The following is a 23,742-nucleotide window of genomic DNA, read 5'->3' on the forward strand; positions in this document are numbered from 1 at the left end:
ATCCGTATAGCTTGGGTATAGAAATGACTTACGACCACTTTGAGCACCGCCATCGATTTTCCGCATGGGCAGCCTCCCGAGCAGCAAGCCGTGGAGCCAAAGGCGCTACCTCATCAGTGCTTTCAAAAACTCTAATAGACAGTGGCGTGAAGGACTTCCTGAAGGCCGAGGAAAAACACGCGACAGTCACAGAGGAAAGCTTCACAAAACTACACAAGAAGTGGTGTAGCGCCGCCGAAAAAAGCCTCAGAGATCAATACATAGAGGGAATCGAATACGGCAGAATTGCGAAGCTGATCGCTATCTACATCAAATCAATGATTGTGAATGGGCCTGGACACACCTCTGCGCTTGCCGATGTAGCACACCCGCCTATTGATAGCTTCCTACTCAAAGAGCTAGCAAAACGAAAGGACATCACTGATCAAGCAACCAAAAAACTGTGGCGGAACGTTACCTGGACAACGTTGAAACACTTTGAGTACTACGCGCTCATCGAAACCCTCAAGGCGCTCGATGACGCAAAACCGTTCTGGATGCTGGAGAAATATTGGCCTGAGGTCCGTCCATAAGGGACTCACCTTTAGTTTGCAGCTCTAAAATAGGTTCCGCATGCCCTCGCAATGTTCAATTTGTTGTCAATCGATGTGCTTCCAGGTTCGTTTGGCAGCCACATCTCTGACCGTTGCCACTGATACGCAATGTCGCGTAGCGAGCTCGACCTGTGCTGACTTCGTTAACGGCCTGCGTAAGCGAATCTCACGCACGCCATGTTCGGTGAGCTTTGAGTGCCCATTACGCTCACCCTCAGCATCGTTCGCTCCATGGTCATAGCCGTGTTTGCGATTGCCTGACGCGCTAACCCATTCAAGGTTAGATATGTGATTGTTCGACCGGGAGGCATCTATATGATTTACCTCTGTGGTCCCTTCAGGCCTTTCCAAAAACGCCTCGGCGACAAGTCGATGCACCCGAAGTGACCTACGCCTGCCCACGTCAGTGAAATTCACCGACGGATAACCGCAGACAAAAAACTGAGAAAGGATGGCACCAGCTCTACCGCTTTTCACCGTAGTCAGTCGCTTGATACGACCGTGGGTGCTGACCGCGTAATGCGGCCAGTCGCTGATCTGCTTCCATTGCTCTTCCACTACACAGCCCTCAACAAGCAAGTACCGCACGCACTCGCTATCGAGGCACGGTTAACGGATGGTGTTTTTTTGGCAGCATCGACCATTCGAGCAACATCGCTATCCGGCGCCCCAACACCGTATCTCTCAACGATGGCGACGAACTCACTGACGTCATGGCCTCGCAGCTCCAGTTTGGGCATTCCATCCTTCGTGAATTTTGGTTGCCCGTATTGATCGCGGGCTTGAGCGATATGCATGAGTTCATGCTCAACCAAGGCACAGAAGTCGGTGTCGCTGCACTGGGCGCAGTAGTCAGCGGCCAGGGTGATGATGAAGGCCGGAACATCGCCGAACCAATCACGCATCTGTTGCTCCATCCGGGCTTTCTGCCAACCGCCGGCGCGGAACGCTACCTGTTCGGCCTGCCCGAGGACTATGCGGCCCTGCTTCTCGAAGCTCGACGACGCCCACATGACCCGGATGTCTGCATCCAGCAAATGGGCATGGTCTTCGTTGTAAATGCTGCCGGTGTTGGCAAGGATTTCGGCCTGGAGCCATTCCAACACTTCGGGTGCAGGCGTCAGGCGAACACCGAAGTCGGAGATATCGGACGGTTCAAGCATTGACCCTGGAGGGTATGGTCTGCCCATTCGTAATCCTGTACAGCTGAGTTGCTATTGCTCCCGACGCTGCCTGAGAATGAGCGTTTGAATTGAGGGAGAGGACATGGAAAGCCTACAACGGTCTTCGGGCAGTGCGTTTTGGCCGAGCGTCAAGAAGCTCGCATTGGTTGTGCCTATTGCGGCAATGGTGGGGGCCGGCTTGTCACAGCTGCTATTGGGCGGCATTGATTACGGTGAGCTTAGAAGCTCCCTGAAGACAGCAAACAGCCGTGTCGAATCACTCGAAAAATCACTTGATGAATTACGACGAGAAAATGAAGAGTGGCGCAATGGCTACACGAAATTGAAATCTGATCTTTGGACTGCAAATGCAAGAGTGATCGATATGCAAAACGATCAATGTGAATCGATTCGAACGGATATTTCCAGCCTGCAGTACAAGATCGAGCATGCCTACGGATATGGTTACACCGAGGAAACGCGCGGTAATCTTCAAATGATGATGAGGGAACATCAGGAGTCTTTGCGCGTATGCTTCGCCTCTAGAAAGTGATGCCTGTCATGTTCGCTGTCTCGTTATGAGCTCTTCCATGCAGCAGAGATACGATTAGGCCCTGAGGTAGACCGGCGACCTTGGCCGCGTCAATGGCCTTGGCGATAGCGCTATCCAAATCTGTCAGTGCCGTGCTTATGTCCTCGCTCATGGGTAGCGCGTGCCGCAGGCGGGTGACGTTGCTCATCTGAAAACCTCGCGCCACGACTTGGCGCATTCGAAAACGTGGCGCGGATTACTTGCCCCCCCGCTCGACGCCACCTGGCGCCTTGTCACAGTGCAGGCAGTGCTCGCAGTTCAGCGTCCGGCACAGCCAGACCTTCACCCGCTGCCAGTACGTGACCATGAAGATGTGCCGGGCACCGGCCATGGCCAGGGCAACATGCAGCGTCAGTCCGGCACTGGTCGGGCCGAAGAAGATGTTCTGGCTGCGGGCCATGACGACGAAGCCGCTGATGGCGATCGTCGAGTAGATAAGCTTCCCGAGGATGCCGTCCCTCACCTTCCCGCTCAGTACGCACCAGGCTGCCCACAGCGCGATAAGACCGCAGGCGATGGAGTTGATCAGTTCAAGATTCATGGGTTGCCTCCCCCGAACCGCTGGCGAATGAGCGCCCAGAGGTCAGCGGATTTAATGGCTCGATTGATGGCCGCCAGGAGCGAGCCGCCGAAGGCACCCAGCAGGAAGCCGATGCCGGCGACGATCTTCGGCTCGGTCACGCCCAGGTAAGTGCTGACCATGCTCGTCAGGTAGATAGAGCAGGCCATGCCGGTGATGAGGAAGATCATCCAGGCACGCCAGTCGTTCAAGTCGTCCTTGTGCCACCAGCTGGCGATCACGGCGCCGACCAGTCCTGCGATCAGCAATTCGAACCTGTCGATCTTGTCGAGCAGGCGCTGTAAATACTCCATGCGCTCGACTCCGTGGGGCATGTTTGAAATAGGTCAGCCCCGACGGCACTCCCTGCTTAGAGCGAAGGGTGTGGCGGGGCCGAAAATGAAAAAGCCCAGCTCGATGGCTGGGCTCTATTACGCAAGCAGATAGAAGATCATGGAGTCCAGTAAGCAATCTTGCCGCCTGCACCAACAGCTACAAAATTGCCGTTGCCGTAGGCGACGCTCCGGATATCGGTTCCTGCGAAAGTGTTGGCTTGCTGAACCCAGCCGATCCCATCCTCGGAAACGGCTGTCTTGCCGCCGTCGCCGACAGCTACATACTTGCCATTACCGTAAGCAATGTCGCGGATGATGGTTCCACCGAAACTGGTATCTGCAACAGCAGTCCAGTTAAGCCCATCGGGTGAATATGCCATCTTGCCATCCGCACCAACGATAAACATTTTCCCGTTGCAAAGCTTCATGGAAAGGATGGTGCTAGTGCCGAAGGTGCTGGTTACCTTCGAGAATGATTGCGAATCACCCGTCGCCATCTTCACAGCGCTAAGCAGCTTCCCATTCGATCCCGCAACCAACACAAAAACGCCAATGACGTTGACGCAGTGCACAGTCTCGCCAGAAGTGAAGGTCGTAGTGCGCTCCACCTGGCCTGACCAATCGCCATAACGGGAAAAGACTTTACCGTTAGACCCAACCAGTATCCAGGTCGCGTCGCTGCCGGAAATTGGCTGATAATAAGCAATGCCTTGCAAGTCTCCGGACACGCGAACAGTTGCCGTAATGTTTGTCCAAGCCCTTTCAGGGCGTGCTGTGCTGCCGTAGGCCACATTGCCGGATTGAGAAAGGGCTTGAAGCTGTGTCCCAATACCGTTCCAGTACAGATCGTTGAGGACCTTTCCGCTATCAGAGGTGACGACGTCCTTAAACTTGGTCCAAGTTGTACCAGTCGCGCCTCCGCTGACAAGCTGAGTGGTTGTGGGAAGACCGTTGCCACCAGCCGCATAAAACTTGCCGTCCCCAAAAACCACGCGCCTAAGCATGCCGGTGTTATCCACCGGTTGCACTTGGGTCCAAAGATCTTGCAAGGTTTGAGACGACGAATTTGCGTTTTCCATTTTAAACTCCGTTACTTAGCTGATTTAAGTTCAGGCCTCTGTATTGGGCGTATGGCGCTCATCGGCGATTGCTCGAGGCTCGCGGCCTTCACATGATTCAGCGTCCCGCATCGGGAACATTTGATCTGGAGCTCTGTAAACCCACCCGTACGGGCGAGAAGTCGGTTGCAGTTACCGCATCTGATTTCTTTCAACATCTGCAAATTCCTTTTGCTGAATCGCCGTTCCGTCGGCAATAAAAAACCCCGCCCTAGGCGGGGCTTCATAAAAATTTTAGTCGCTTGAAGTTTGAGGGACTGGGGCCTCGTCGATGCTGATGCAGTGCTCAATGTCCGTTATTTTCTTCAGCGCAAGCTCGGCCGTTGAATAAGCCCCGAACATTCGGCCCTGATAAAAAAACAACCCACGCAAACTGAATATCCGCGTTGCCAGCCTGCCCTACAACCAACTTCTTGAACCGTTCCGCCAAGTCGTCGACATGCATCTATGCCATGCCACGCAAAACCATGACGCTCTCCCAGTTTATAGTCGGAAGCTCTATTTTCGACCTTGCACAAACTGAGCGCAATAAAAAGCCCGACATATAAGCCGGGCTTTGAAGTGTAAACCCCTAACGCGCAAGATCGATAGGATGGATAAATACTCTATCATTTTCTCACTCAATGCAACATTTTTGGGTGACAGAATTTTGCTTATAGCTCCGCCGATTAAAATCTATCCAGGGCTCTCCAAATTTCTGCCAACACCCGTTCGAACGGCAAAACAGTCGTACCCGGGGCACGCGCCACACGTGTGACCGGGTCTAACCTATTGGAGCGATAGGTAAATGGAGTCGTAGGTCTGCAGGGGATCTGATACCGTTTAGCCACTTGGTCGTGATACACGAGGTTAGTCATGGACGTAAATACCCACTTCCCTGAGTACGAAGCAGAACGCTTAAAACGCGTTGAGGCCCTCTGCCCGCAAAATGAACAAGACGACGAAGTCTTCGAAAAAATGATTTCAATGACTTCAGAATACTTCAATGCACCCATCGCCTTGATTTCTATCGTGGAAAAGCACCGCCAATGGTTCAGAGCGCGGATCGGGATCGACCAGCAAACTACACCTCGGGACGTTTCGTTCTGCGCACACTCTCTACGCGACAGGAAGGCGTTAGAGGTTTTGGATGCGCAGGATGATGAGCGATTCAAAGATAACCCCATGGTCACCGGCGCGCCCTTCATTCGCTATTACGCTAGCGCACCACTTCTCACGAGTGATGGTTTCTCTCTGGGTAGCCTATGCATAATAGATACTTCACCTCGAGAAGCAATGAGCAAACGAGATGCAGCAATGCTCGTTTATTTCGCTCAGCTCGTCGTCTTGCGGATTATGGGTTTACGTTCCCGTAATTTTATTGATCAGCCTACCGGACTTTTCAACCGACTTAGACTGGAAGAAGATATTCGACTAGCAAGCTCTAGTGGCATTCAGCACGATCTATTTGCTGTGGACGTAATATCTCCAAAATTTTTGAATGACGTAGTAAAAGCGCTCGGTTACAGCTTTTCTCAAAATTTAATGCTCAACGTCAAGGGTAGACTTCAGTCTTTATTACCTAAGAATGCTCTCTTGTACAAAATCAGTCCAACGCGTTTTGGGTTTCTTTTAGAAGGTGGCCAGCCGGTGGAAGGTCTCTGCCATGAGATTCTTTCAAATTTTGACGAACCGGTTGATTGTCAAGGAATCCCAATACTCATGCAGACAGGTATTGGAGTATTGAAAATCGCCGATGCAAAAGAGAGGGACTGGCTACGGTTAGTGGTAGGGGCAGCTGATGACGCCAGGGTTCGAAACTTGGGCTGGGCGATGTATCAACCTGAGTTGGACGCAGCTCAGCAGCGAGCGTTTGCCTTACTGAGCTCCCTGTCTGATGCAGTTCGATCTGATGATCAGCTGAGCTTAGTTTTCCATCCAAAAGTCACATTACCTACTCTAGCATGTGAAAATGTTGAGGCATTGATCAGGTGGGATCACCCTACACTCGGGCCTATCAGCCCCGCAGAGTTTATACCACTTGCAGAGAAAACTGCGTTGATGCATTTAATTACCTTCTGGGTACTTGAGGCCGTAGTTAACCAAGCTAAGGAGTGGTACAACAAAGGTATTGAATTACGAATCTCCATGAATGTCACTGTCAGTGATCTTGAGAATTCTAAGTTCGTAAATAAAATCACAGAGTATATAAACAACGGCGCCCTTCAGTCGAAAAATCTAGAACTTGAATTCACGGAAAGCATGCTCATGTCAGATCCGAAGACAGTTATTGAGCAGCTTGAGCGCGCCCGTGCGTTAGGCATTGAAGTTTCCGTGGACGACTTCGGTACTGGCTACAGCAACTGGACATATCTAAGGCAACTGCCTGTGAGTACGGTTAAATTAGACCAGTCACTAATCAGCAACCTCAACACGAACGAAAAAGATAAACGGCTAGTTAAGACACTCATCGAGCTTGCTAGAGGATTAGGCTATAGAGTCGTAGCAGAGGGCGTCGAAACCCAAAGCATTCTGGACCTAATCACGCTCTGGGGGTGTTCAGAGGCTCAGGGATACCTGATAACAAAACCCCTGAAAGCGGAACCATTAGAAAAATGGCTGGAGCAAGGTGGTTTCAGCGCGGCATGTGATAGGACTAGAACGCCAGGCACCGAGCTCTTGTAGTCCATCAAAACCTGTCGGGGGGAAGCCTTTTACCACCTCCCGCCCATCTCAAAGCTGATGTCGTACAGGTCATCTGTCCAGTTCATTGCCGCAGCAAATTATGATGCCATGACGTTCTCCATTAGCCCGTCGGCGTCAAGAATCTCTTGAGCGGCCATCAGCGCCTCATTCACCATGCCATCCAAAGAATTTCGTATGGATGAACGCCAACGATACCGAGTTGACTCTGGCTTGCCGTCATTGTCCCAATTGGCAATGTCATACCAGGCCGCAGGGAGCACCGTGGCGGAACGCTTGCCTTCGGCACCGGCCACCTGTGGAATCGCCCAGGTCAGGACTGCACATTCACGGAAGCGCTTCGGCGCCGGCGTCTTTACCGAGTTGAGCAACTCCAAAATAGCGCCGTGTTTTCGCTCCTGGTGCGTCGAGTACTTCGCCACGAGTGCGCGCCAATGCGCCGGGGTGAGCGCCTTGTGCAGCCGGCCGAACACCCAGCAGTCTTGGAGAAACGCCGCCTCCTTGCCGACGATCTCCCCCTTCTGCTTGGCGCACTGCACCTTGGGCTCGAAGTCGCAGCCGCCGGCGGAACCTATGGTCTCGGCCGCGAGCGCCCGAACTACTGCTGAAACAACGTTGCGATAAGTCATGCTGCAGCCCTCTTGAGTTCACGGGTCTTGGCTCGATAGTCGGCCTTGATGGCCTGCAACTGCTCGATGGAGTGGCGCTGGGGCTCATGAGGCCCTTCCAGCCAATCCACTTTGTCGGCGCCGATCCGCTTCACCAGCTCCAGCCGGTAGTTCACGATGTCACCCGATTTGTGGTTGTTGCACGGCGCGCACTGGCGCCACACGTTCAGCGGCTCGAAGCGAAGCTCTGGGTTGCCACCGACGGTGCGGTAGTGCCCGGCATGCCATTGGCCGTTGTGGTGCCGCCCGCAGCTCACACACGGCAGACCGACGTCCCGTTCGCGAATCCAGGCGTTGAAAGCTGTCTGGGCTTCCTTCATGTGCTGGGCGCGCGTCTTGATCTTCACCTTCGACGCGCGCAGTTCCTTGCGGCCGATCTCGGCCAGCGACTTGCGCGCTTTGGCCTGGTTCACGTCCTTGATCGCCAGGCCGCACTTCGGGCTGCATACGGCCTGGCCCAGGCGCTGCGGCGGAAAGCTGATACCGCATGCCTGGTTCTTGCACTTCTTCGGTTTGGGTTGCTTGGCGATCATGCAGCCTCCTTGCTGAGTAGATCAGTGAAAACCACACCTTGGCCTGTGAAATAGGCTGCGATGCGGTCGGTGTAATTGATGCCCTGGGCGCGATTGAACAGGCTGGTCACTGGGAAACCGTCGGGGCCGAACAAATGGCACTCGCCCATCATGGCCAGCTTCGTTTCGTAGGGCAGATGGCGCATGACCCGGTACCACTCGACCTGAAAGCCGGCGTCCTCGTTCAGCAGGATCTGCACGCCGAAGTGCAGCTTGCAGTAACGCCGGGCGTCAGCCGCGTCACCGATCTGGGTCATTTCGGCGATGCGCTTGTACATCCCGAACCACAACCGATTTTGATCAAGCGTGCGGTCCTTGCCCGGGCGCAGGGAGACCACCACGAACTTCTTGTCGCGGTACATGGCGCTCAACTTGGTGATAGCCTCAGAGAGCTTGGCCTGGCAGTTCACGCTGATCTTGTCGGTCATGGCGCCGCCCTCTTCGCTTCCAGTTCCTGAGCTTGCTTGATGAGCATCGCCCTGCGATCCGCCAACTCATTTGCCGCGTCAATCCGCATTTCGGTTTTCCGTTCGGCACTGGCCTTACGCATTTCCAGCATCGAGGTTTTCACCAGTTCCAGCTTCTGCCGAAGCTCGGGCTCTGGCCGTGTGACGGTGCCAGTGAGCAAGCCGGCGATGGCGCGACCGTCCTCAGTGATCGGCTCGACGCTCAGGTCCGCTAGGTACTTGTGGGCGTGTTCGCGCGGGATTCTCTTCAGCTCCATTGCCTTGGTCACAGCCTGGATGCGGCGGTTGGAGTCGAAGCCCACGGACACGTGCCAGTTGACCGGTTTCGCATCCTCGCGGGCCTGGCCCACGAACCTTTGGTAGGCGTCGATGAACGCCATGCGCGCACCGATTTTGTCGCCGCCATCCAAGATGGGTTTCGCTGCTGCCAGGGCCAGTTGGATCTCGTCGGTCAGCACCACGGTTTCATATTCGTCGTTGGTCGTCATGGCGATGGCCCAAGCCTCGTCCTTCCCAGGGCGGCCGTCGGAGGTCTGGACACGCTGTAGGATGTCTGCCATAGCCAACTTGCCCTTCACCTCGAAGCGGCAGGCCTTCAATGCGGCTTTGACGACGAGCACCGGATACGCGCAGAGGTCTTCAGCCATCATCGCGGCAGTGCCCGGGTTCATTTCCTGGCCCATGGCCTCGGCCGTAGCGCAGATGGCGGCGGCTAGCCCGGCAACCTGCTGGTCATTCATTTCAAAGGTATTCATTGCGGTCACCTGCTTGGCGTTTGGCCAGAACCATCTGGGCGGCCTGTTCTGCTGCGGAGTGGTTCGCCTCAGTCCGCTCCATCTGGCGAGCAGTTGTGCCGTTGATGCGCTGCCCGGTCACCCACTGGGTGTGATAGCTCTCGGCGTTGGCCAGCAGCTCGTTGAGGCTGTGGCACTTGCGCAGCACAGCGGCGTCACTGGTTTTCAGGAAATGGGCGGCAACATGGTGGGCGACATCGGCGCCGAGGCGGTCAACCAGTTGGCCGAGTTGGCCGCCGACCTTGGCATTCCACACCGGCCAGGCGCTGTAGCGCTTTCGGTATGCCATGGCGTAATTCGCCCAGACCTTGAAGGTTTTGCAGGTCTGGTCTTTGGGGCCCGGCATATCGGCGGGGATCTCCACTCGGGGAGCATCGGTGCGGTCAACCACCAGCACCAAGCCGCGGGACTGAGCCGGCTTGCCGGTGGCGTCCTGCAAATCCTGACTGGTGTCCTGATTGGTACCCTGATGGTTGGTATCCTGATTTGTCGGAGATTTTTCCGACCCTTGCTCGGATTTTTTTCCGACCTTGCTCGGAGATTTATCCGAGGTAGATCGGATTTTTTTCCGACCCTTATTGTTTGGTGGGGTCGGATATTTTTCCGACCCGTTGAGCTTCTGGTTCCACTCGATCGCTTTCTCTGTGAGGCGGAAAAGCGTGATGTTCGAAGTGCTGGAAAGCTCAATCAACCCGGCCTCTTCCAGGGCCTTCAGCATGCGGTAAGCGGTGTCTGGCTTGTCAGTGAGCAACGGTAGCTCCTCAGTGATCTTGGCCTTGCTCAGCGCGAAGAAGATTCCGTCTTCGGTCTTGATTGGCTTGGTCCAGCTCGGGCAGCCGTAGACGAAGGCGAACAGCAGGGCCTGCTGAGAATTCAGCCCCCACTCCAGCGCCTTCACCTGGTTAATCGTGACGGTGTATTGCATGTCAGGCCTTCCCGACCTTAGCGGCCAATTCAAGGAAGCGATCCACGTACCAGTGAGGCTGCGTCTCGCGGGGGCATTGAGGACTGGTGAGGTTTTTGCCGTAGGCCATGCCCTTCTCGGTCACCGACCAGAAGTCGACCATTTCCTGCTTGGAGTTTTTGCGCTGGAGGACCTTGAGGAAACCGTGGGCCTCAAGTGCAAGGTTGAAGGCGCGGGCGGTGCTGGCGATGACGTGATCTTTGATCAGGGCGGTGATTGCCTTGGTAGGCATCGAAGAGCCGCCAGCGGCATCAGGGGCGGCGTCAACGGCGTAGCCTGGAAGGAACTTGGCGTCCAGGCCGTTGTTGGCGGCGATCTTGGCCAGCATCAGCATCTTGCTGGAGTTGGCAGGCTTCAACAGGCGGTCAAAGCATTCCAGGATGGCCAGCTCGCCGACGATTTTGGAGTTGCTCGGGCCTTGGGCAGAAAAGTTGCCGGTCTTGCGGATGCTCGGCAGCACCTGGCCAACCACCCACTCTTCGAACTTCTCGGCGGCCGGCAGCTTGGACTTCATCACCAGCCGGTACAGGTCCCGCTCCGGGATGATCGTCATGAAACCACCACCCTGTTTCGGGGTAGTGGTCGCAGCCTTGCAGTGACGGGCTACGGCGTTCTCTGGCTTGGAGTAGCCCAGGGCGTCAGCGACGTCGCGCGCGACAAACCACGGATCGCCAAGCTTGTCGGTGATGACCCGAATTGCGGCGCCGTCGAAGTCGAATGGAATCACTGAGGAATTGCGCGCCACGTTTTCGGATTGCGAAAAACGTGGCGCGAGATTGGTAGTGCTATTGATATGTGGCGGCGTTTGCATATAATCGGCCTCGCTAAGTTTTATCGAAGAAGCCGACCTCGACCGTCGGCTTTTTTATTGCCTGTAATTCGGCGCCGAAGCGCCAACCACCTCGCCCTACTCCCCGCATCGCCTCTCTCAAAACCCACTGGATAAAACACCAGCGACCTCAGGTTTCTTACTTCGCAGACCGGCTGGGCCGATACTGGCTACATGGGCAGAAGGGTTTGCCTGTCAGGCGGCTTGGTCTTTCTTTGTCGCCTTGAACTTGCCCTTGGAAAGGACCTGGATCTGGTACTGCCGGGATTCGGGAATCGTTTCCCCCCACATGGTCACGGCGCTTGGGCGGATGCCCAAAGCGAGTGCCAGCTTCGTCTTGCTGCCGAAGAATTCGGCGACTTCATGCGTATTCATTGCGCATCCTCGTTCGAGCCTGCCGCAATTTAAGCATGCTTAAGTTATGGCATCAACGGTGATTTGCACCTACTGCATGCTTAAATTCAGTTAACTTAATATTGAGTCCATGGAAAGACACGAACGTATCGCCCGCGCCATACAGGTCAGCGGTAAAAAGAAAGGGGAAATTGCATCGCTTTGCGGCGTTGCAAATTCGGCCGTCACTCAGTGGATCACCGGCGAGAGCAAAAGCCTCAGGCCGGAGAACCTTTACGCCCTGGCGAAAGCGACTGGCTTTCGGGCTGAGTGGCTAGCCATTGGCGAGGGCAATGAGCGGGAGGCTACCGAATCAAATATCTCCCCCGCCGCCCAGCCCACCAAATCATTCCGCTACCCGGTAGTGAGCTGGGTTGCCGCCGGCGCCTGGGCGGAAGCAGTGGAGCCCTACCCGGCTGGAATCTCGGACACCTACGAGTTTTCGGAGTACGACTCCAAAGGTCCTGCGTTCTGGCTGACAGTTAAAGGTGACTCGATGACAGCGCCCGCCGGCCAGAGCATTACCGAAGGCACGCTGATCCTGGTGGACACTGAGGCTGAGGTTGCGCCAGGCAAACTAGTAGTGGCCAAGCTTCCAGATAGCAATGAGGCGACATTCAAGAAGCTGGTCAGCGACGGAGGTCGACTGTTCCTGAAGCCGTTGAACCCGAGCTACCCCATCGAGGCAGTGGACGAGAACTGTCGGATCGTGGGCGTGGTTGTGCAGGCGCTGCAGAAGTTTTACTGATGCTGTTCAGGAGGCCCCATGCCCCTCACGAAGCCAAACCAAGACCTCAAGCGCTACCTGCAAGGCATCGCCTCAGACCTCAAGTGGTCAGCCGTAGAGCTGATGAGGATTGCGGAGCGGCTGAGCCTTGCGGGGAACGAGGCAGACGCCCAGGCCGTGCTGAAGATGTGCACGGTGCTTCATGCGGACGAGGATCGGCTAGCCGGGTATGCGGACGAGGTGAAGGCGGGGCGAATCACGAGAGCTAAGCCTTAGCAGGTGCGGCGCGCGAGGTGCGCGATGAACGGGCTGGCTCATCGGTGACGAATAGCTTTTAGAGTCCGTCTATGTCGCGTAGAGTCAGGCCCATGCTAGGTGTTTGTGTAATGTCTAATGAAAGGTTTCGCACATGGAAGCGCTAATCAACCCAGAAATACTGAGATGGGCCCGTTCCAGGGCGAGAATCAGCGCGGGCACGCTTGCGAAAAGTATCGGGACAGCTGAGGACAACGTGCTTGCATGGGAAGACGGAGCGAAACGGCCTTCTTTTAACCAAGCCATGAACTACGCGCATCATACCCACATCCCTTTTGGCTATTTGTATCTAGCAAAACCGCCTGTTGAAGACTTGCCTCTACCCGACCTTAGAACCGTTAACGGTCGAGAGCCAAGCTATAGCCTCGCTCTCAGAGACACAATCCGTTGGGCGATGGAACGACAAGATTGGTACCGTAGCTGGTTGACTTCCCAGGGATATGAGAAAAACCAAGTAGTTGGCATCCTAAGTATTAACGATGGAATTCCCGCAGTTGTGGTTAGCATGCGGGAGAAGTTGGGAATACCTGAAATGCCAAAACGCGGAACTTTCGATGATTATTTTACTAAGCTGGTTCAAAGCATAGAAAACATCGGAATTCTGGTTATGCGCAATAGTATTGTAAACAACAATACGAGTAGGCCTCTATCGGTTGATGAATTTCGCGGCTTTGCGATGAGCGACGCTCTAGCCCCTGTAATATTCGTCAATACTGCCGACTGCCCAGAGGCCCGACTTTTCACCCTCATCCACGAGCTTACGCATATCTGGATTGGGAAGTCTGGCGTATCTGACGCAGAGCCACAAACGCACAATAGAGAAGAGATATTCTGCAATGCCGTTGCCGCTGAACTGCTGGCGCCAGAGCGTGAGTTTCGTATTGCCTGGAAGCATTTTGAGGATTGGAGAGATAACCTCCCTTTCATCACACGGACATTCCATGTCAGTGAGTGGGTGATTGCTAGGCGCGCATTGACGCTGGGGTTCATCAGCCAAGCTGATTACAGTAATTTCATTGGTAGCAAAATAGCAGCACATAAAGCCAGAAATAAAGATGGAGCTCCTCCCTACTCTCGACTACAGACTGGACGAATCAGTAAGACTCTGGCCAAAGCCGTGGCGAGTGAGGCATTAAGTGGCCGTATGCTATTCAGGGATGCCTCTAGGCTGATGGGAATAAAGCCACACAAGATTTCTGAATATTCTAAGAAGGAACTTGGATTTTGAGCTACCTGCTAGATGCCAACTCTTATATACAAGCTAAAAACGCTCACTATCGAATGAATTTTTGTCCTGGCTTTTGGGATTGGCTCGATACGGCTTTTCAGCTAGGACAACTATCGAGCATAACCATGGTGTACAAGGAATTGTCAGATTATGGTGATGAGCTATCGGATTGGGTAAAGATACGTCAAGCGCAGTTCGATACAATCGACGACAAGGATACTCAGGAGTTTTTCGGGCGAATTGCTGAGCATGTAATGAGTATGAAGCTCCCTACAGATCCTGAAAAGATTCGTTTCTTAGGTGGTGCAGATCCTTGGTTAATTGCGAAGGCAGCCACGACCGGTAAAACCATTGTTACTCATGAGGTTTTAGCCCCCGACAATAGCAAAAAAATCAAAATCCCAAATATTTGCAAAGATTTTGATGTCAACTACATCACATCATTCGACCTACTAGACGTACTCCAGGCCAGGCTTGTTATCGAGAGGCCTTAGGTTTAATTTAGACTCCCCAAGCCCGGCCCAGCGCCGGGCTTCTTGTATCTGCCCTTACCAGTTAGGATCGATGCTCGCATCCGTATGGAGGGGGCTACATGAAACCCACTGCTACCAGGTTCATCAAAATCACCGCTTTCATGAGTGCGTGTGCCTGCGTGACATATGTGGCCAGTGTCGTGAGCCGAGAAGTGGCTTACGTCCATGCGAAGGTGAGCAGATCAACTAGCATTGATACCCCTCGGCAAGAGCTTCGATGGCCTGAAGCCGTCGCCTTACCGGAACTACGAGATCTACCCAAGAAGACCGGCCCCCACCTCGGCGCCGAATGAACACTTTTGAATAGTATGACGATCAGCATTTCACAAACCTTTCACAGCTGGTCGCCTATTGTTACCACAGCTCCTAGCGATCATCCCTTTAAGCCCGCTACTCCCCATCGCGGGCTTTTCTTTGCCTGTGATTTGGAGGGCCAACACTCGCCTTCCCCGACTTACCCGACAACGGCTATACACGCCCACCTTGAAAATGACACGATAACGTCTTGCCTTCGTAAGTAGGAATACAGGATGTTCAGTCACGTAACCGTTGGGACAAACTACCTTGATAAAGCCTCTACCTTCTATGACGCGGTGCTGTTCCCCCTGGGCCTCTGTCGCAGGCCTGTAACGCCTGATGGCGGACCACCTTCGGCATGCTGGATTAAGCCAGAAAGCGTTCTCCCTCGTTTTTATGTGTACAGCCCCTATGACCGAAATGAAGCCGGAGCAGGGAATGGCAGCATGGTGGCTTTCACCGCACCATCTCCAGATGCGGTAGACAGCGCCTATGCAGCTGGGCTTCTTGCGGGCGGATCCGATGAAGGTGAACCTGGCCAACGTCCCCACTATGGTGACGGTTACTACGGTGCTTACCTGCGTGATCCAGATGGCAACAAGGTGCATATCGCTCATCGTGGAGATTTGGACTTGGCGGGGTAGCAGCCGCTAACAGTATTCACGTGACGCCCGCCATCGAGCGGGCTTTTTGTTGCCCGTCGAAAAAACCCCTCTCTTAAGATATGCATTTATGCATTAAACTTCCTGCCGGCCTCTTGCCAAGAAATGCCAGCCACAATACTGTGTATACATACAGTATTCGCAAGGAGCGAAGCATGATTCAGCCCCCCTACCCCACACCGAAGCCGAGAAACTCCTACGAGCTTGTGGGCCATCGCCTGCAACGCATAATTGCCTCCCCCAGAGTGCAGAGGATTCAGTTGGTGGAAGTATCCAGGCGCGACGATGAAAGCCCTGAAGCCTGGCACCAGGTCATCCAGGATATCGGCGACACCGCCGGCATAAGGATCGAGCATCTGGATGACGGCGCCGTCAGGATCGGCTGGCGCGAGTACTGCGACACATAAAGAAGCCCGCCAATGAGCGGGCTTTTTATCGCCCACAGATTTCAGCAATCTGAATTTATTTATTCAGCATGCTTGACACATTAATTTCAGCTTGCTTAAATTCAGCTCAAGCCAGCAGCGAACACCGCCGGCTAGCGGCGAAAGCTGCGCCGCTCTTTAACAACCCAAGACCTTCGCAGATCGATCCCCGACAACGGGCACAGCGCGAACAATAAATTCGATCTCCATGCCAGCTCTGGAACTGGCCGTACTCCCAGATGCGAGTACGCGAAACCACGCAAGCCGGTCGGCGAAGAACACCGTCCACGAAATGTGTGACGCCGGCCAGAGATATGAATCGGGCGATGCGCGTGGTGGAGAGACGGACATTTTCACTTCTGCACCTGGTGACGGGTGCAGCGGGAAAACAACCGGAGAGTAGTGATGATCAAAAAGGTAGGGAGGAAAACGACGGTGACGGCGATAGCAATTCGGATGCATCCAAAGCTAAGACATCTTCTGGATGTGGTGGGTCGTAAGCAGCGCCGGTCAATGACTGCCGTGATCGAGGCCGCCATCGAAGCATTCGCAAGTTCTGCGGAGCGTGATATCGCGGAGTCGACTTGGTCCACCGATGAAAACGAGCGCGCCTTGAACCTCTATTTTACAGCGCCTGACCTTTGCTCATTCGATGAAGAAGTCGATGCCAAAGCAGCCCTGGCTGCGCGCAGCAAGTAATCGGAAATTTTCACTTTTGCCACCGCATCGGTGGCAGCGGGAAAACAACCGGGAGTCACGACGATGGAAGCAACAATCATCAACGGCGGATGGAAAGGCCACCTCGGACGTGGCCTTGCGCCGCGAGAGCTTCAGTTTCTGCTTTGGATTGCCCAGGGATTTACTTCGAAAGAGATCGCCCGGGAAGCAGGCATCGAAGCCGGCACCGTCAAGAAGCGCCTGACCAATGCAATGTACAAACTGGACGTGACGAAGCGCACTGCTTTGGTGGCCGAGGCCATGAAGCGCCAGATCATCACGCCGGTGTGCTTTGTGCTGGCGGCGCTGATCGCCATGCACTCAATGATCAGTGATGACTCGCTGCGTCGTGATCGCCGGGCGCCGGAACGGCGAATGGCTCAGGTGCGGATGGTACGCCGGGCTGAGTGCGCTGAATTGACTGTATGAGCAGGTGCTACCGATTTTGCCGAGAGCTGATTAGCTGCTGGCATCTATCAGCCATCTGAGGGAAGGACTCAGCCACATCAGACAGCACGCGGTACATCTCATGCTCGTCCGGAAACGGGTACACCTCGAGGTTGAGAGCGATCTGAATCTTGCGTAGATCTGTGCCTTCGACGAGCCAGCGCTCAGCGGTGCGAGTCATCGCTGACCCGTTGTCATCCGTCTGCCAGGCAAGAAAGTCGAAGAGCCGGGCCACCTGCATGAAAGCGATCGAATCGGGAATATCGGCAAAAAGCCGGTCAGCCAGATTTTCCTCCCCAAACTCAATCACGACTGCATGAACAGCACTAAAAGCCTCAGTGTATTGAGGCTCGTGGCTCTCTGCTGCGATCACCCTTAATGCCCTTTCAACGACCTGATGCATAGCGACCCCTTGCTCCGAGAAGGAGTGTCGATGCTACCAGCCTTCAGTGCGACCCGCTAAACGGCAAGAGCCACGGCAGCCGGAAAAAACCGACACCTACCCCTGCACATCTCTATTACATCAGCACTCCTCCCCCGCGCCCATCGGCAACCAGCGGGAGGCATGAGTGTTGACGAATACAGGTGAACAACCCGCCACTTTGGAGGCGACCATGAACGCAGCATTGAATATTTGCCAGGAGCGTTACGACGCTCAGTTGCCTCCAGAGGTCAGCGAGAGCGACGAGGTGGCTGACTGGCTTGAGCATTCGGCGGAGCGCCTGGTGTGCGGCGTCGACATTAAGTGGAAGCGCCGCTACGGCCAGCCGCAGGTGGTGACGTTCGACCGGTTCTGCACGGTCCTGCAGGGCCACCTGAACCAGCGCCAGATCGACGGCCTGGACCAGCGCGATTCGTTTGCCCGCCTGCTGCTGTCGGCAATGCTCGGCAGCCAGAGCGATGCCCGCGCCCACGCTGCCGACTTGCTGGGCCAGCAGCGTCCGATTGAGACGGTCGAGAAGATCGCCGTAGCGCTGCTGCGGCCCTACGCCGAAGACGCGGTAGCAGCGGAACGGGAAGAGCGCGAAGACGACGTGGATGCAGATCTATGAGCCCGCACATCCTGATCGATGAGGCGCTGGAGGCCCTGGAGCATCCCGCCAGCGAGCCCGGCGCCCAATACGTCGTCGTGCGGATGATCACCAACATGCTCACCGGCGACGCGATCACCGTCGAAGAATTCAACCACTACTGCCAGCGCCTGCTGAAAATCACCAGACACCGCAAGGAGGCTGCATGAGCACTGCACCGGTTAAATCGCTGATCGACGAGCAGCTCGACGAAGTTGAGTCGAAGCTGATCATGCTGGGCTTCGGCCTCCCCTTCAATGAAGTGATCGGCCAGCCGCGAGAGCGTGCCGTGTCCTCCCTGCCAAAGCGCCTGGCGGCGACCATGAAGGGCGGTCGAATTGCGGTGAGGGTTCGGCCGTGACCGCCCGCCAGCGCACCCGGCGCCAGCGCACCCGGCGCCTGCTCATCTGGCGCGGCTCCTTCCCTGCCCTCGCCCTCTTCACCTTCCTGATGTTGCTCAGCGCCCTCGCTGATCGAATCACTCAATAACCAACACCTTCAAATCGCTGCGAGCATCGCGGCAAGGATTCCCCATGTCCGCAGTAATGAAGCAGGACGACAACACGCCTGCGATGTCGGAGGCCGCGCTCGTTGAAGTACTGAGCAGCAGCCTCTACCCCGGCGCAGAAAAGAACTCTGTAGTGATGGTGTTGGCTTACTGCCAGGCCGCTCACCTGGACCCAATGTTGAAACCGGTCCACATCGTCCCGATCTGGAACTCCAAGACGAAAAAGATGCAGGACACGGTGATGCCGGGCATCGGCCTGTACCGCATTCAGGCAGCTCGCACCGGCCAATATGCAGGGATCAGCGAGCCGGAATATGGCCCTCCAGTAACGGCGAAGTTGAGCGGCGTAGAAGTCACGTATCCCGAATGGTGCCGCGTGACCGTAAAGCGGCAGATGAGCAACGGCCTGGTTGCCGAATACACGGCCAATGAGCGCTGGCTTGAAAACTACGCCACATCGAGCAAGGACACCGCGGCACCCAACGCCATGTGGAAGCGCCGGGCATTTGCCCAGCTCGCCAAATGCGCTGAGGCCCAGGCCCTGCGCAAAGCTTTCCCTGAAGTCGGATCAGCGCCAACGGCCGACGAGATGGAAGGCAAAGCATTCGAGGAGCCGGCGCGCGATGTCAGCCCACGACAGCACGCCCAGCCTGAACCGGAAGCGCTGCCCACCTACTCCGACGAACTGCTGACCGAGAACATCGTGAAGTGGCAGCCATTGATCGACTCGAACCGCACCAGCCCCGAACACCTCATTGCGACCATCAGCAGCAAGTACACGCTGAGCCCGGCGCAGATTGAAAAAATCACTAACCTCAAAGCCCTCGATGGAGATTCAGCATGAAAATTCACAACGTAGCTCAAGGCTCCGCCGAGTGGCTTGCCCTTCGCGCCAAGTTCCGCACCGCCTCCGAGGCCCCGGCGATGATGGGAGCCTCGAAGTACCAAACCCGGACCGACCTGCTGGCGGCTAAGAAGACCGGCATCACGCCCGATGTCACGCCGTCTCAGCAGTTCATCTTCGACAAGGGCCACGCTACTGAAGCCCTGGCCCGCCCACTGACTGAAGCGTTGATCGGCGAAGAGCTGTATCCAATCGTTGCCACCGAGGGCAACCTGCTGGCCTCCATGGACGGCGCCACGATGCTCGGCGAGACCCTGTTCGAGCACAAACTGTGGAATGAGTCGGTCGTGGCGCAGGTGAAAGCTGGCGATCTGGCTCCGCACTACTACTGGCAGCTTGAGCAGCAACTGCTGGTGAGCGGCGCTGAGCGGGTCATCTTTGTTTGCTCGGACGGCACGCCGGAGAACTTCGTGCACATGGAGTACCGGCCGGTGGCCGGGCGCGCAGCCCAGTTGATCGAGGGCTGGAAACAGTTCGAGGCTGACCTGGTGAACTTCGAGATGCCTGACGCGCCTTCAATCGTCGTCGGCAAGGCACCTGATGAGCTGCCAGCGCTGCGCATCGAGCTGACCGGCATGGTTACCGCCAGCAATCTGAAGGTGTTTGAAGACTCGGCCCTGGCGGTCATCGACTCGGTAAAAACTACACTCTCCACCGACCAGGACTTCGCCGACGCCAAGAAGGCGGTCAAGTGGTGTGGTGACGTCGAAGAGGCTGTCGCTGCCGCCAAGAAACAGGCTCTGTCGCAGACCCAAAGCATCGACGAGCTGTTTTCCTCGCTGGATCGCATCAGTGCCCATGCCCGCGAGACTCGCCTGAAGGTCGACAAGCTGGTGAAGGCTCAAGAACTGCTGGTGAAGACCAACATCAAGCAAAAAGCCGAACTGGCGCTGGCGGATCACATCGCCGCAATCAACAAGACGCTGGGCAAAGTCACGCTACCTCATGTCGTTTCGGACTTCGCCGGCGCCATGAAGAACAAGCGCACTATCGCCAGCCTTCAGGACGCAGTTGATACCGAGCTGGCCCGGGCGAAGATTGACGCTAGTCAGGCCGCGGACAGCATTCGCTTGAACCTGACCAGCCTGGCGGAGCTCGCCGTTGATTACGCCTTCCTGTTCAACGACGTGCAGCAGCTGGTGACCAAGGCCAATGATGACCTGGTGACGCTGATCAAATTCCGAATCTCCGAACACCAGAAGGCGGAGAAGGTAAAGGCCGAAGCGAAGCGCATCGCCGAAGAGCAGGAAGCCCAGCGACTGGCAGCCATCAAGCCAGAGCCAGTCGTGGAGAAAGTGGCGGCGCCCGAGCCAGTCCGCGCCGCGCCTGTTCAGACAGCGGCACCCGTCGACCAGGATAAAAAGCCAGTAACGAGCCACGTGGTCGATCAGGTAGCGCTGCAGGCCAGCGTGACGGACTTCGAGGCACTGGTGAAGGCCGTAGCAGATGGCCAGGCGCCGATTACGCTGCTTTTGGTCAACTGGGAAGCGCTCGACACGATGGTCGCAGCGCAGGGTGCAAACTTCAGCATGGCCGGGGTGACACTCGGCAAGGCGGCAGCATGATCAGCAACCACCTAAGCCTGGTCGAGGCACTACGGCCAGCATCGGACGAACTGGCCGCACAAGTCGCGGTGTTTTTGGCGGCCGGCGGCAAGATCGAAGAAGCCGCGCCGTACAACTACAAGCCCAAGCCCATCACCTACAGCAACCAGATGCCACCCGCGCCGAAGCCGTTTGTTCGGCGGCGGGTTGAGGCGGACCCCCTGCCTCTCGACAAAAACGATATTCGCACCCAGGCCAGAATCAAGCTGACTGAGCAGATACGCCAGCTGGGTGTCACGCATACCCAGACCGAGGTAGCGGCAGCCCTTGGTGTCAGCCGGCGACTCATCTACAACCACGCCGAGCGGTACGACATCACGTTCAAGGCGCCTACCAGAGGTGGTGCACGCAACCTGGTGCACAACGCGGTCGATGAGGAGCGCGATGCGGAGTTCGCTGAGCGCATCAAGGCCTTCAAGGAGCTCGGCATTTCCCGGCGCCAGTGCTGCGGGAAGCTGGCAATCGGCAACAAGGCCTTCGAGCGGATCATCGCAGCCCACGGCATCGACTACCCCAAAGCGCGCCAGGGCAGCACCTCATGCGCCGCATAGCTCGAATCCAGAAACGCAAACGACAAACCTGGCTCGCACTGCCGGCCAGCGGAATAGAAGAGGTAGGCCATGGCCAAGACTGTGCAGGAACGATCGGCCAAGGCTGCGCAGAAGCGGCTGGCGGTCGCCGAGAAGGAATTGCGGCACAAGGTCAGGCCGGGCATCGAGCAGGCCATGGAGCGCATACGCCTTCGCGGCAAGGTGCCGATCATCAGCGAAGTCCTGCAGATAGCCATCATGAAAATGGACTTGATGACCGACGAAGAGCTTGCGGCCTTCTTGAGCTATCCACGCCACGAAATCGTGATTAGCGAAAACGTGGCGCGTGAATTTCACAATCAAAGCTTAAGCGAAATCAGGAAAGACCCTGGTGACGAGATCCTTTCTCCATCTAGTCAGCCTACAGGCCTTTATTAAGCTTGGCTTTCATGTACTTGATACCGCCGGAGCGCTGCATCTCTTCCCAGCTTGTGAAGTCAGTATTCTCAGAAATGAATTTGTCCCACTCGTCGTCCGGAATCGCGGCAAAGTCTTCGGGGCTATCAATCTTAAATCCCGATGCAGCGAACAAAGTTTCCAAATCAGAAAATTTGCTGTGGGAGGAAACGAATTCCGGATTAAGCGTATCTATCAGTTTCACCTGATGCGCCCCCTCCATTTCCTTGGCGTTTTTTAAAAGTCGATCGAGGCCTTTGCGATTAATCGTGATCTTCATAGACATTTCGTTTTGCTCCTTGATCCGGCTCCATGCCGGTCGTTAGTTAAAATAGACTTTTAACCCAATCCAGCGAAGGCCACCGAGAGCTGGGCCCAGAACGATAGGTTAATCCCCTGCTTACTGAACCAGTCCCACAATTTTGAACCGTCAATACTTCCAGTAGCTTTTTGATGTTCAATAGCATCCTTCACAAGCTCTGAAGGCGGTTGCACCGGGAGGCTTTTAATAGCGTGTATCAGAGCAGGTGGTGTATCAGGCGCGTAATGATTCAACTCCTCAATCTGCGCATGGCTTTTGTTTTTAAGATCTATACCGATATCGGCAACAATATTTGCCTTCCCAACCGTGATAGAACTGTTGTCTGAGCGTATACCTGTAGACATTTGTGATGCACCTTTGCATTTTTTTGTTTTAACCCCGGAGCCGCAGGGGCATGGTTGATTCCGCCCAGCCACTTTTCCGAAGAGCTTGAGGTGGTCTCCTGAAGGCCTGCTCAGGTCTGCTCTAAAGTCTGGGAGTATGGCAGAGGAGTCGATTAAATCGATTGCTACGTCAAGACCTTTATAGTCATTGTTTATCAATCTACAGTTGTGCGAATCCGTCAATCTGATCCCGACAAACATGCAGTTCTCCCGGCTTCCTAGTTTTCGCCAATACCGTCAGCTATAGCCTACATCCACAAATCTTTCCACTATCTACTCGCTGCATCCGGTAACCGGAGTGCGGCGCCGGACTTCGAACTACTCGCACCGGGAGGTTAGTTGTATTGAATCCCAGGGACGGAGTTATGAATCATCAACAAAGACGACATACGGCTCTGTATGCCAGCATCATTAACAACGGATTTCGACCACGCATCTACTGCGTCAGCGATCTCCAAGCAGAACTTGTCCACTTGCAGCTGTAAGGTGCTGTTCAGAAGGTTTCGGTGAATTGATATGCCGCGACCCGGTGGAATGATGAAGTGGAAATCATCAAGCGCTTTTCGTGCTTTCTGGTTTGCGATATCTCCGCCTCCCTCATGCAAATAGCTGCAACGAAGCGCATAGCAATCATCGCCGCTCAGAAAAACGTGTCTCCCAATATTTGGCAAAATGCTGGTATAGCCTGGCTCCATCCACTCCTTGAACCATGCGGGGTAACGTTTACCGCTAGGTACGGCCGGATCGATTAGGCGACCGCACACGTCAGGTAGCGTTAGAGCGGCTGTGAGTGCGACGTACCAATCGCCATTCGCGACAGATGATCTAAGGCTTTCCGTAAAACGCTTCATTCGCCACTCCTTGATCCGGCTCCATGCCGGTCAC

General features: G+C 55.3%; 36 protein-coding genes. 18 read left to right on the top strand and 18 right to left on the bottom strand.

What is annotated here, in order from left to right:
• Positions 1-23 precede the first annotated feature (23 nt).
• Positions 24-572 (top strand): hypothetical protein, encoded by a 549-nt coding sequence (locus HX783_RS02430; protein ID WP_177015835.1) that lies wholly within the window; start codon positions 24-26, stop codon positions 570-572.
• A gap of 66 nt (positions 573-638) precedes the next feature.
• Here HX783_RS02430 and HX783_RS30170 read toward each other — a convergent pair whose 3' ends face one another.
• Both HX783_RS30170 and HX783_RS02440 read right to left on the bottom strand, forming a co-directional pair.
• Positions 639-1,181, bottom strand: coding sequence for an HNH endonuclease (locus tag HX783_RS30170; RefSeq protein WP_371317649.1), 543 nt, complete (start codon positions 1,179-1,181; stop codon positions 639-641).
• Positions 1,151-1,783, bottom strand: coding sequence for a putative metallopeptidase (locus HX783_RS02440; protein ID WP_177015837.1), 633 nt, complete (start codon positions 1,781-1,783; stop codon positions 1,151-1,153). Before HX783_RS02440 ends, HX783_RS30170 begins: the two co-directional genes overlap by 31 nt.
• Before the next feature lie 76 nt (positions 1,784-1,859).
• Here HX783_RS02440 and HX783_RS02445 point away from each other — a divergent pair, with 76 nt between their 5' ends.
• Positions 1,860-2,309 carry a hypothetical protein gene (locus HX783_RS02445; RefSeq protein ID WP_177015838.1) on the top strand — a complete coding sequence of 150 codons (450 nt, stop codon included), beginning with the start codon at positions 1,860-1,862 and terminating at the stop codon, positions 2,307-2,309.
• Here the strand turns inward: HX783_RS02445 and HX783_RS29885 are convergent.
• The 5 genes from HX783_RS29885 to HX783_RS02465 all read right to left on the bottom strand — a co-directional run bounded on the left by HX783_RS29885 (position 2,299) and on the right by HX783_RS02465 (position 4,518).
• Positions 2,299-2,496 (bottom strand): hypothetical protein, encoded by a 198-nt coding sequence (locus HX783_RS29885; protein WP_256347088.1) that lies wholly within the window; start codon positions 2,494-2,496, stop codon positions 2,299-2,301. The genes HX783_RS02445 and HX783_RS29885 overlap by 11 nt on opposite strands.
• A 48-nt stretch (positions 2,497-2,544) precedes the next feature.
• Positions 2,545-2,889, bottom strand: coding sequence for a hypothetical protein (locus tag HX783_RS02450; protein WP_177015839.1), 345 nt, complete (start codon positions 2,887-2,889; stop codon positions 2,545-2,547).
• Complete coding sequence (locus tag HX783_RS02455; RefSeq protein WP_099489835.1) at positions 2,886-3,221, bottom strand: MFS transporter; 336 nt, start codon at positions 3,219-3,221, stop codon at positions 2,886-2,888. Before HX783_RS02455 ends, HX783_RS02450 begins: the two co-directional genes overlap by 4 nt.
• A 137-nt stretch (positions 3,222-3,358) precedes the next feature.
• Positions 3,359-4,321 (bottom strand): hypothetical protein, encoded by a 963-nt coding sequence (locus tag HX783_RS02460; RefSeq protein ID WP_177015840.1) that lies wholly within the window; start codon positions 4,319-4,321, stop codon positions 3,359-3,361.
• 11 nt (positions 4,322-4,332) lie between these two features.
• Positions 4,333-4,518, bottom strand: a complete 186-nt coding sequence (locus HX783_RS02465; protein WP_177015841.1) for a Com family DNA-binding transcriptional regulator — start codon at positions 4,516-4,518, stop codon at positions 4,333-4,335.
• 697 nt (positions 4,519-5,215) lie between these two features.
• On the opposite strand from HX783_RS02465, the gene HX783_RS02470 reads away from it, so the two are divergent.
• Positions 5,216-7,024 carry a GGDEF and EAL domain-containing protein gene (locus tag HX783_RS02470; protein ID WP_177015842.1) on the top strand — a complete coding sequence of 603 codons (1,809 nt, stop codon included), beginning with the start codon at positions 5,216-5,218 and terminating at the stop codon, positions 7,022-7,024.
• Positions 7,025-7,122: 98 nt separating this feature from the next.
• On the opposite strand, the gene HX783_RS02475 is transcribed toward HX783_RS02470, so the two are convergent.
• The 7 genes from HX783_RS02475 to HX783_RS02505 all read right to left on the bottom strand — a co-directional run bounded on the left by HX783_RS02475 (position 7,123) and on the right by HX783_RS02505 (position 11,711).
• Complete coding sequence (locus HX783_RS02475) at positions 7,123-7,671, bottom strand: hypothetical protein (protein ID WP_177015843.1); 549 nt, start codon at positions 7,669-7,671, stop codon at positions 7,123-7,125.
• Positions 7,668-8,243, bottom strand: a complete 576-nt coding sequence (locus HX783_RS02480; protein ID WP_177015844.1) for a recombination protein NinG — start codon at positions 8,241-8,243, stop codon at positions 7,668-7,670. Before HX783_RS02480 ends, HX783_RS02475 begins: the two co-directional genes overlap by 4 nt.
• Positions 8,240-8,710: a hypothetical protein gene (locus tag HX783_RS02485; RefSeq protein ID WP_177015845.1), complete on the bottom strand. Its 471-nt coding sequence runs from the start codon at positions 8,708-8,710 to the stop codon at positions 8,240-8,242. The genes HX783_RS02480 and HX783_RS02485 overlap by 4 nt, the downstream gene beginning before the upstream one ends.
• A complete protein-coding gene (locus tag HX783_RS02490) occupies positions 8,707-9,504 on the bottom strand; it encodes a hypothetical protein (RefSeq protein ID WP_177015846.1) in 798 nt (265 codons plus the stop codon). The genes HX783_RS02485 and HX783_RS02490 overlap by 4 nt, the downstream gene beginning before the upstream one ends.
• Positions 9,491-10,468, bottom strand: a complete 978-nt coding sequence (locus HX783_RS02495) for a phage replication protein (protein ID WP_177015847.1) — start codon at positions 10,466-10,468, stop codon at positions 9,491-9,493. The genes HX783_RS02490 and HX783_RS02495 overlap by 14 nt, the downstream gene beginning before the upstream one ends.
• A gap of 1 nt (position 10,469) precedes the next feature.
• Positions 10,470-11,318, bottom strand: coding sequence for a BRO family protein (locus HX783_RS02500; protein ID WP_177015848.1), 849 nt, complete (start codon positions 11,316-11,318; stop codon positions 10,470-10,472).
• Positions 11,319-11,531: 213 nt separating this feature from the next.
• Entirely contained in the window at positions 11,532-11,711 is a 180-nt protein-coding gene (locus HX783_RS02505; protein WP_017255748.1) for a Cro/CI family transcriptional regulator, read from the bottom strand.
• A 109-nt stretch (positions 11,712-11,820) separates the two neighbouring features.
• On the opposite strand from HX783_RS02505, the gene HX783_RS02510 reads away from it, so the two are divergent.
• The 8 genes from HX783_RS02510 (at position 11,821) to HX783_RS02545 (ending at position 17,062) form a co-directional block, all read left to right on the top strand.
• Complete coding sequence (locus HX783_RS02510) at positions 11,821-12,477, top strand: LexA family transcriptional regulator (protein ID WP_177015849.1); 657 nt, start codon at positions 11,821-11,823, stop codon at positions 12,475-12,477.
• Positions 12,478-12,495: 18 nt separating this feature from the next.
• Positions 12,496-12,732 (top strand): hypothetical protein, encoded by a 237-nt coding sequence (locus HX783_RS02515; protein ID WP_177015850.1) that lies wholly within the window; start codon positions 12,496-12,498, stop codon positions 12,730-12,732.
• A gap of 133 nt (positions 12,733-12,865) precedes the next feature.
• Positions 12,866-13,999 (top strand): ImmA/IrrE family metallo-endopeptidase, encoded by a 1,134-nt coding sequence (locus tag HX783_RS02520; RefSeq protein WP_177015851.1) that lies wholly within the window; start codon positions 12,866-12,868, stop codon positions 13,997-13,999.
• Positions 13,996-14,493: a DUF4411 family protein gene (locus tag HX783_RS02525; protein ID WP_046382958.1), complete on the top strand. Its 498-nt coding sequence runs from the start codon at positions 13,996-13,998 to the stop codon at positions 14,491-14,493. Before HX783_RS02520 ends, HX783_RS02525 begins: the two co-directional genes overlap by 4 nt.
• 569 nt (positions 14,494-15,062) lie before the next feature.
• Complete coding sequence (locus tag HX783_RS02530; protein WP_177015852.1) at positions 15,063-15,473, top strand: VOC family protein; 411 nt, start codon at positions 15,063-15,065, stop codon at positions 15,471-15,473.
• Between the two features lie 173 nt (positions 15,474-15,646).
• Positions 15,647-15,898, top strand: a complete 252-nt coding sequence (locus HX783_RS02535; RefSeq protein ID WP_177015853.1) for a DUF1654 domain-containing protein — start codon at positions 15,647-15,649, stop codon at positions 15,896-15,898.
• Positions 15,899-16,321: 423 nt separating this feature from the next.
• Positions 16,322-16,615 carry a hypothetical protein gene (locus HX783_RS02540; protein ID WP_177015854.1) on the top strand — a complete coding sequence of 98 codons (294 nt, stop codon included), beginning with the start codon at positions 16,322-16,324 and terminating at the stop codon, positions 16,613-16,615.
• Positions 16,616-16,678: 63 nt separating this feature from the next.
• Positions 16,679-17,062, top strand: coding sequence for a response regulator transcription factor (locus tag HX783_RS02545; protein ID WP_177015855.1), 384 nt, complete (start codon positions 16,679-16,681; stop codon positions 17,060-17,062).
• Positions 17,063-17,069: 7 nt separating this feature from the next.
• Here the strand turns inward: HX783_RS02545 and HX783_RS02550 are convergent, their stop codons facing one another.
• Entirely contained in the window at positions 17,070-17,483 is a 414-nt protein-coding gene (locus HX783_RS02550; RefSeq protein ID WP_177015856.1) for a hypothetical protein, read from the bottom strand.
• Positions 17,484-17,694: 211 nt separating this feature from the next.
• Between HX783_RS02550 and HX783_RS02555 the strand changes: the two genes are divergently transcribed.
• The 7 genes from HX783_RS02555 to HX783_RS02585 all read left to right on the top strand — a co-directional run bounded on the left by HX783_RS02555 (position 17,695) and on the right by HX783_RS02585 (position 22,134).
• Entirely contained in the window at positions 17,695-18,132 is a 438-nt protein-coding gene (locus tag HX783_RS02555; RefSeq protein ID WP_177015857.1) for a hypothetical protein, read from the top strand.
• Positions 18,129-18,320, top strand: coding sequence for a hypothetical protein (locus HX783_RS02560; protein WP_177015858.1), 192 nt, complete (start codon positions 18,129-18,131; stop codon positions 18,318-18,320). Before HX783_RS02555 ends, HX783_RS02560 begins: the two co-directional genes overlap by 4 nt.
• Entirely contained in the window at positions 18,317-18,511 is a 195-nt protein-coding gene (locus HX783_RS02565; RefSeq protein WP_177015859.1) for a hypothetical protein, read from the top strand. The genes HX783_RS02560 and HX783_RS02565 overlap by 4 nt, the downstream gene beginning before the upstream one ends.
• A gap of 184 nt (positions 18,512-18,695) precedes the next feature.
• Entirely contained in the window at positions 18,696-19,502 is an 807-nt protein-coding gene (bet, locus tag HX783_RS02570; protein ID WP_177015953.1) for a phage recombination protein Bet, read from the top strand.
• Positions 19,499-21,127, top strand: coding sequence for a YqaJ viral recombinase family protein (locus tag HX783_RS02575; protein WP_177015860.1), 1,629 nt, complete (start codon positions 19,499-19,501; stop codon positions 21,125-21,127). The genes bet and HX783_RS02575 overlap by 4 nt, the downstream gene beginning before the upstream one ends.
• A complete protein-coding gene (locus tag HX783_RS02580) occupies positions 21,124-21,717 on the top strand; it encodes a hypothetical protein (protein WP_177015861.1) in 594 nt (197 codons plus the stop codon). Before HX783_RS02575 ends, HX783_RS02580 begins: the two co-directional genes overlap by 4 nt.
• 69 nt (positions 21,718-21,786) lie before the next feature.
• On the top strand, positions 21,787-22,134 hold the full coding sequence (locus tag HX783_RS02585) for a hypothetical protein (RefSeq protein WP_177015862.1): 348 nt from the start codon (positions 21,787-21,789) through the stop codon (positions 22,132-22,134).
• Here the strand turns inward: HX783_RS02585 and HX783_RS02590 are convergent.
• The 3 genes from HX783_RS02590 to HX783_RS02600 form a co-directional block, all read right to left on the bottom strand.
• Positions 22,118-22,438, bottom strand: a complete 321-nt coding sequence (locus HX783_RS02590; protein ID WP_177015863.1) for a hypothetical protein — start codon at positions 22,436-22,438, stop codon at positions 22,118-22,120. The two genes, HX783_RS02585 and HX783_RS02590, sit on opposite strands and share 17 nt — an antisense overlap.
• Positions 22,439-22,491: 53 nt before the next feature.
• The gene (locus HX783_RS02595) at positions 22,492-23,058 is read right to left on the bottom strand and encodes a YecA family protein (RefSeq protein ID WP_177015864.1); all 567 of its coding nucleotides are present in this window, start codon (positions 23,056-23,058) and stop codon (positions 22,492-22,494) included.
• A gap of 134 nt (positions 23,059-23,192) precedes the next feature.
• Complete coding sequence (locus HX783_RS02600) at positions 23,193-23,708, bottom strand: hypothetical protein (RefSeq protein WP_177015865.1); 516 nt, start codon at positions 23,706-23,708, stop codon at positions 23,193-23,195.
• Between the last annotated feature and the right edge of the window lie 34 nt (positions 23,709-23,742).

This window comes from Pseudomonas sp. D2002, from assembly GCF_013385735.1.
GTDB lineage: Bacteria > Pseudomonadota > Gammaproteobacteria > Pseudomonadales > Pseudomonadaceae > Aquipseudomonas.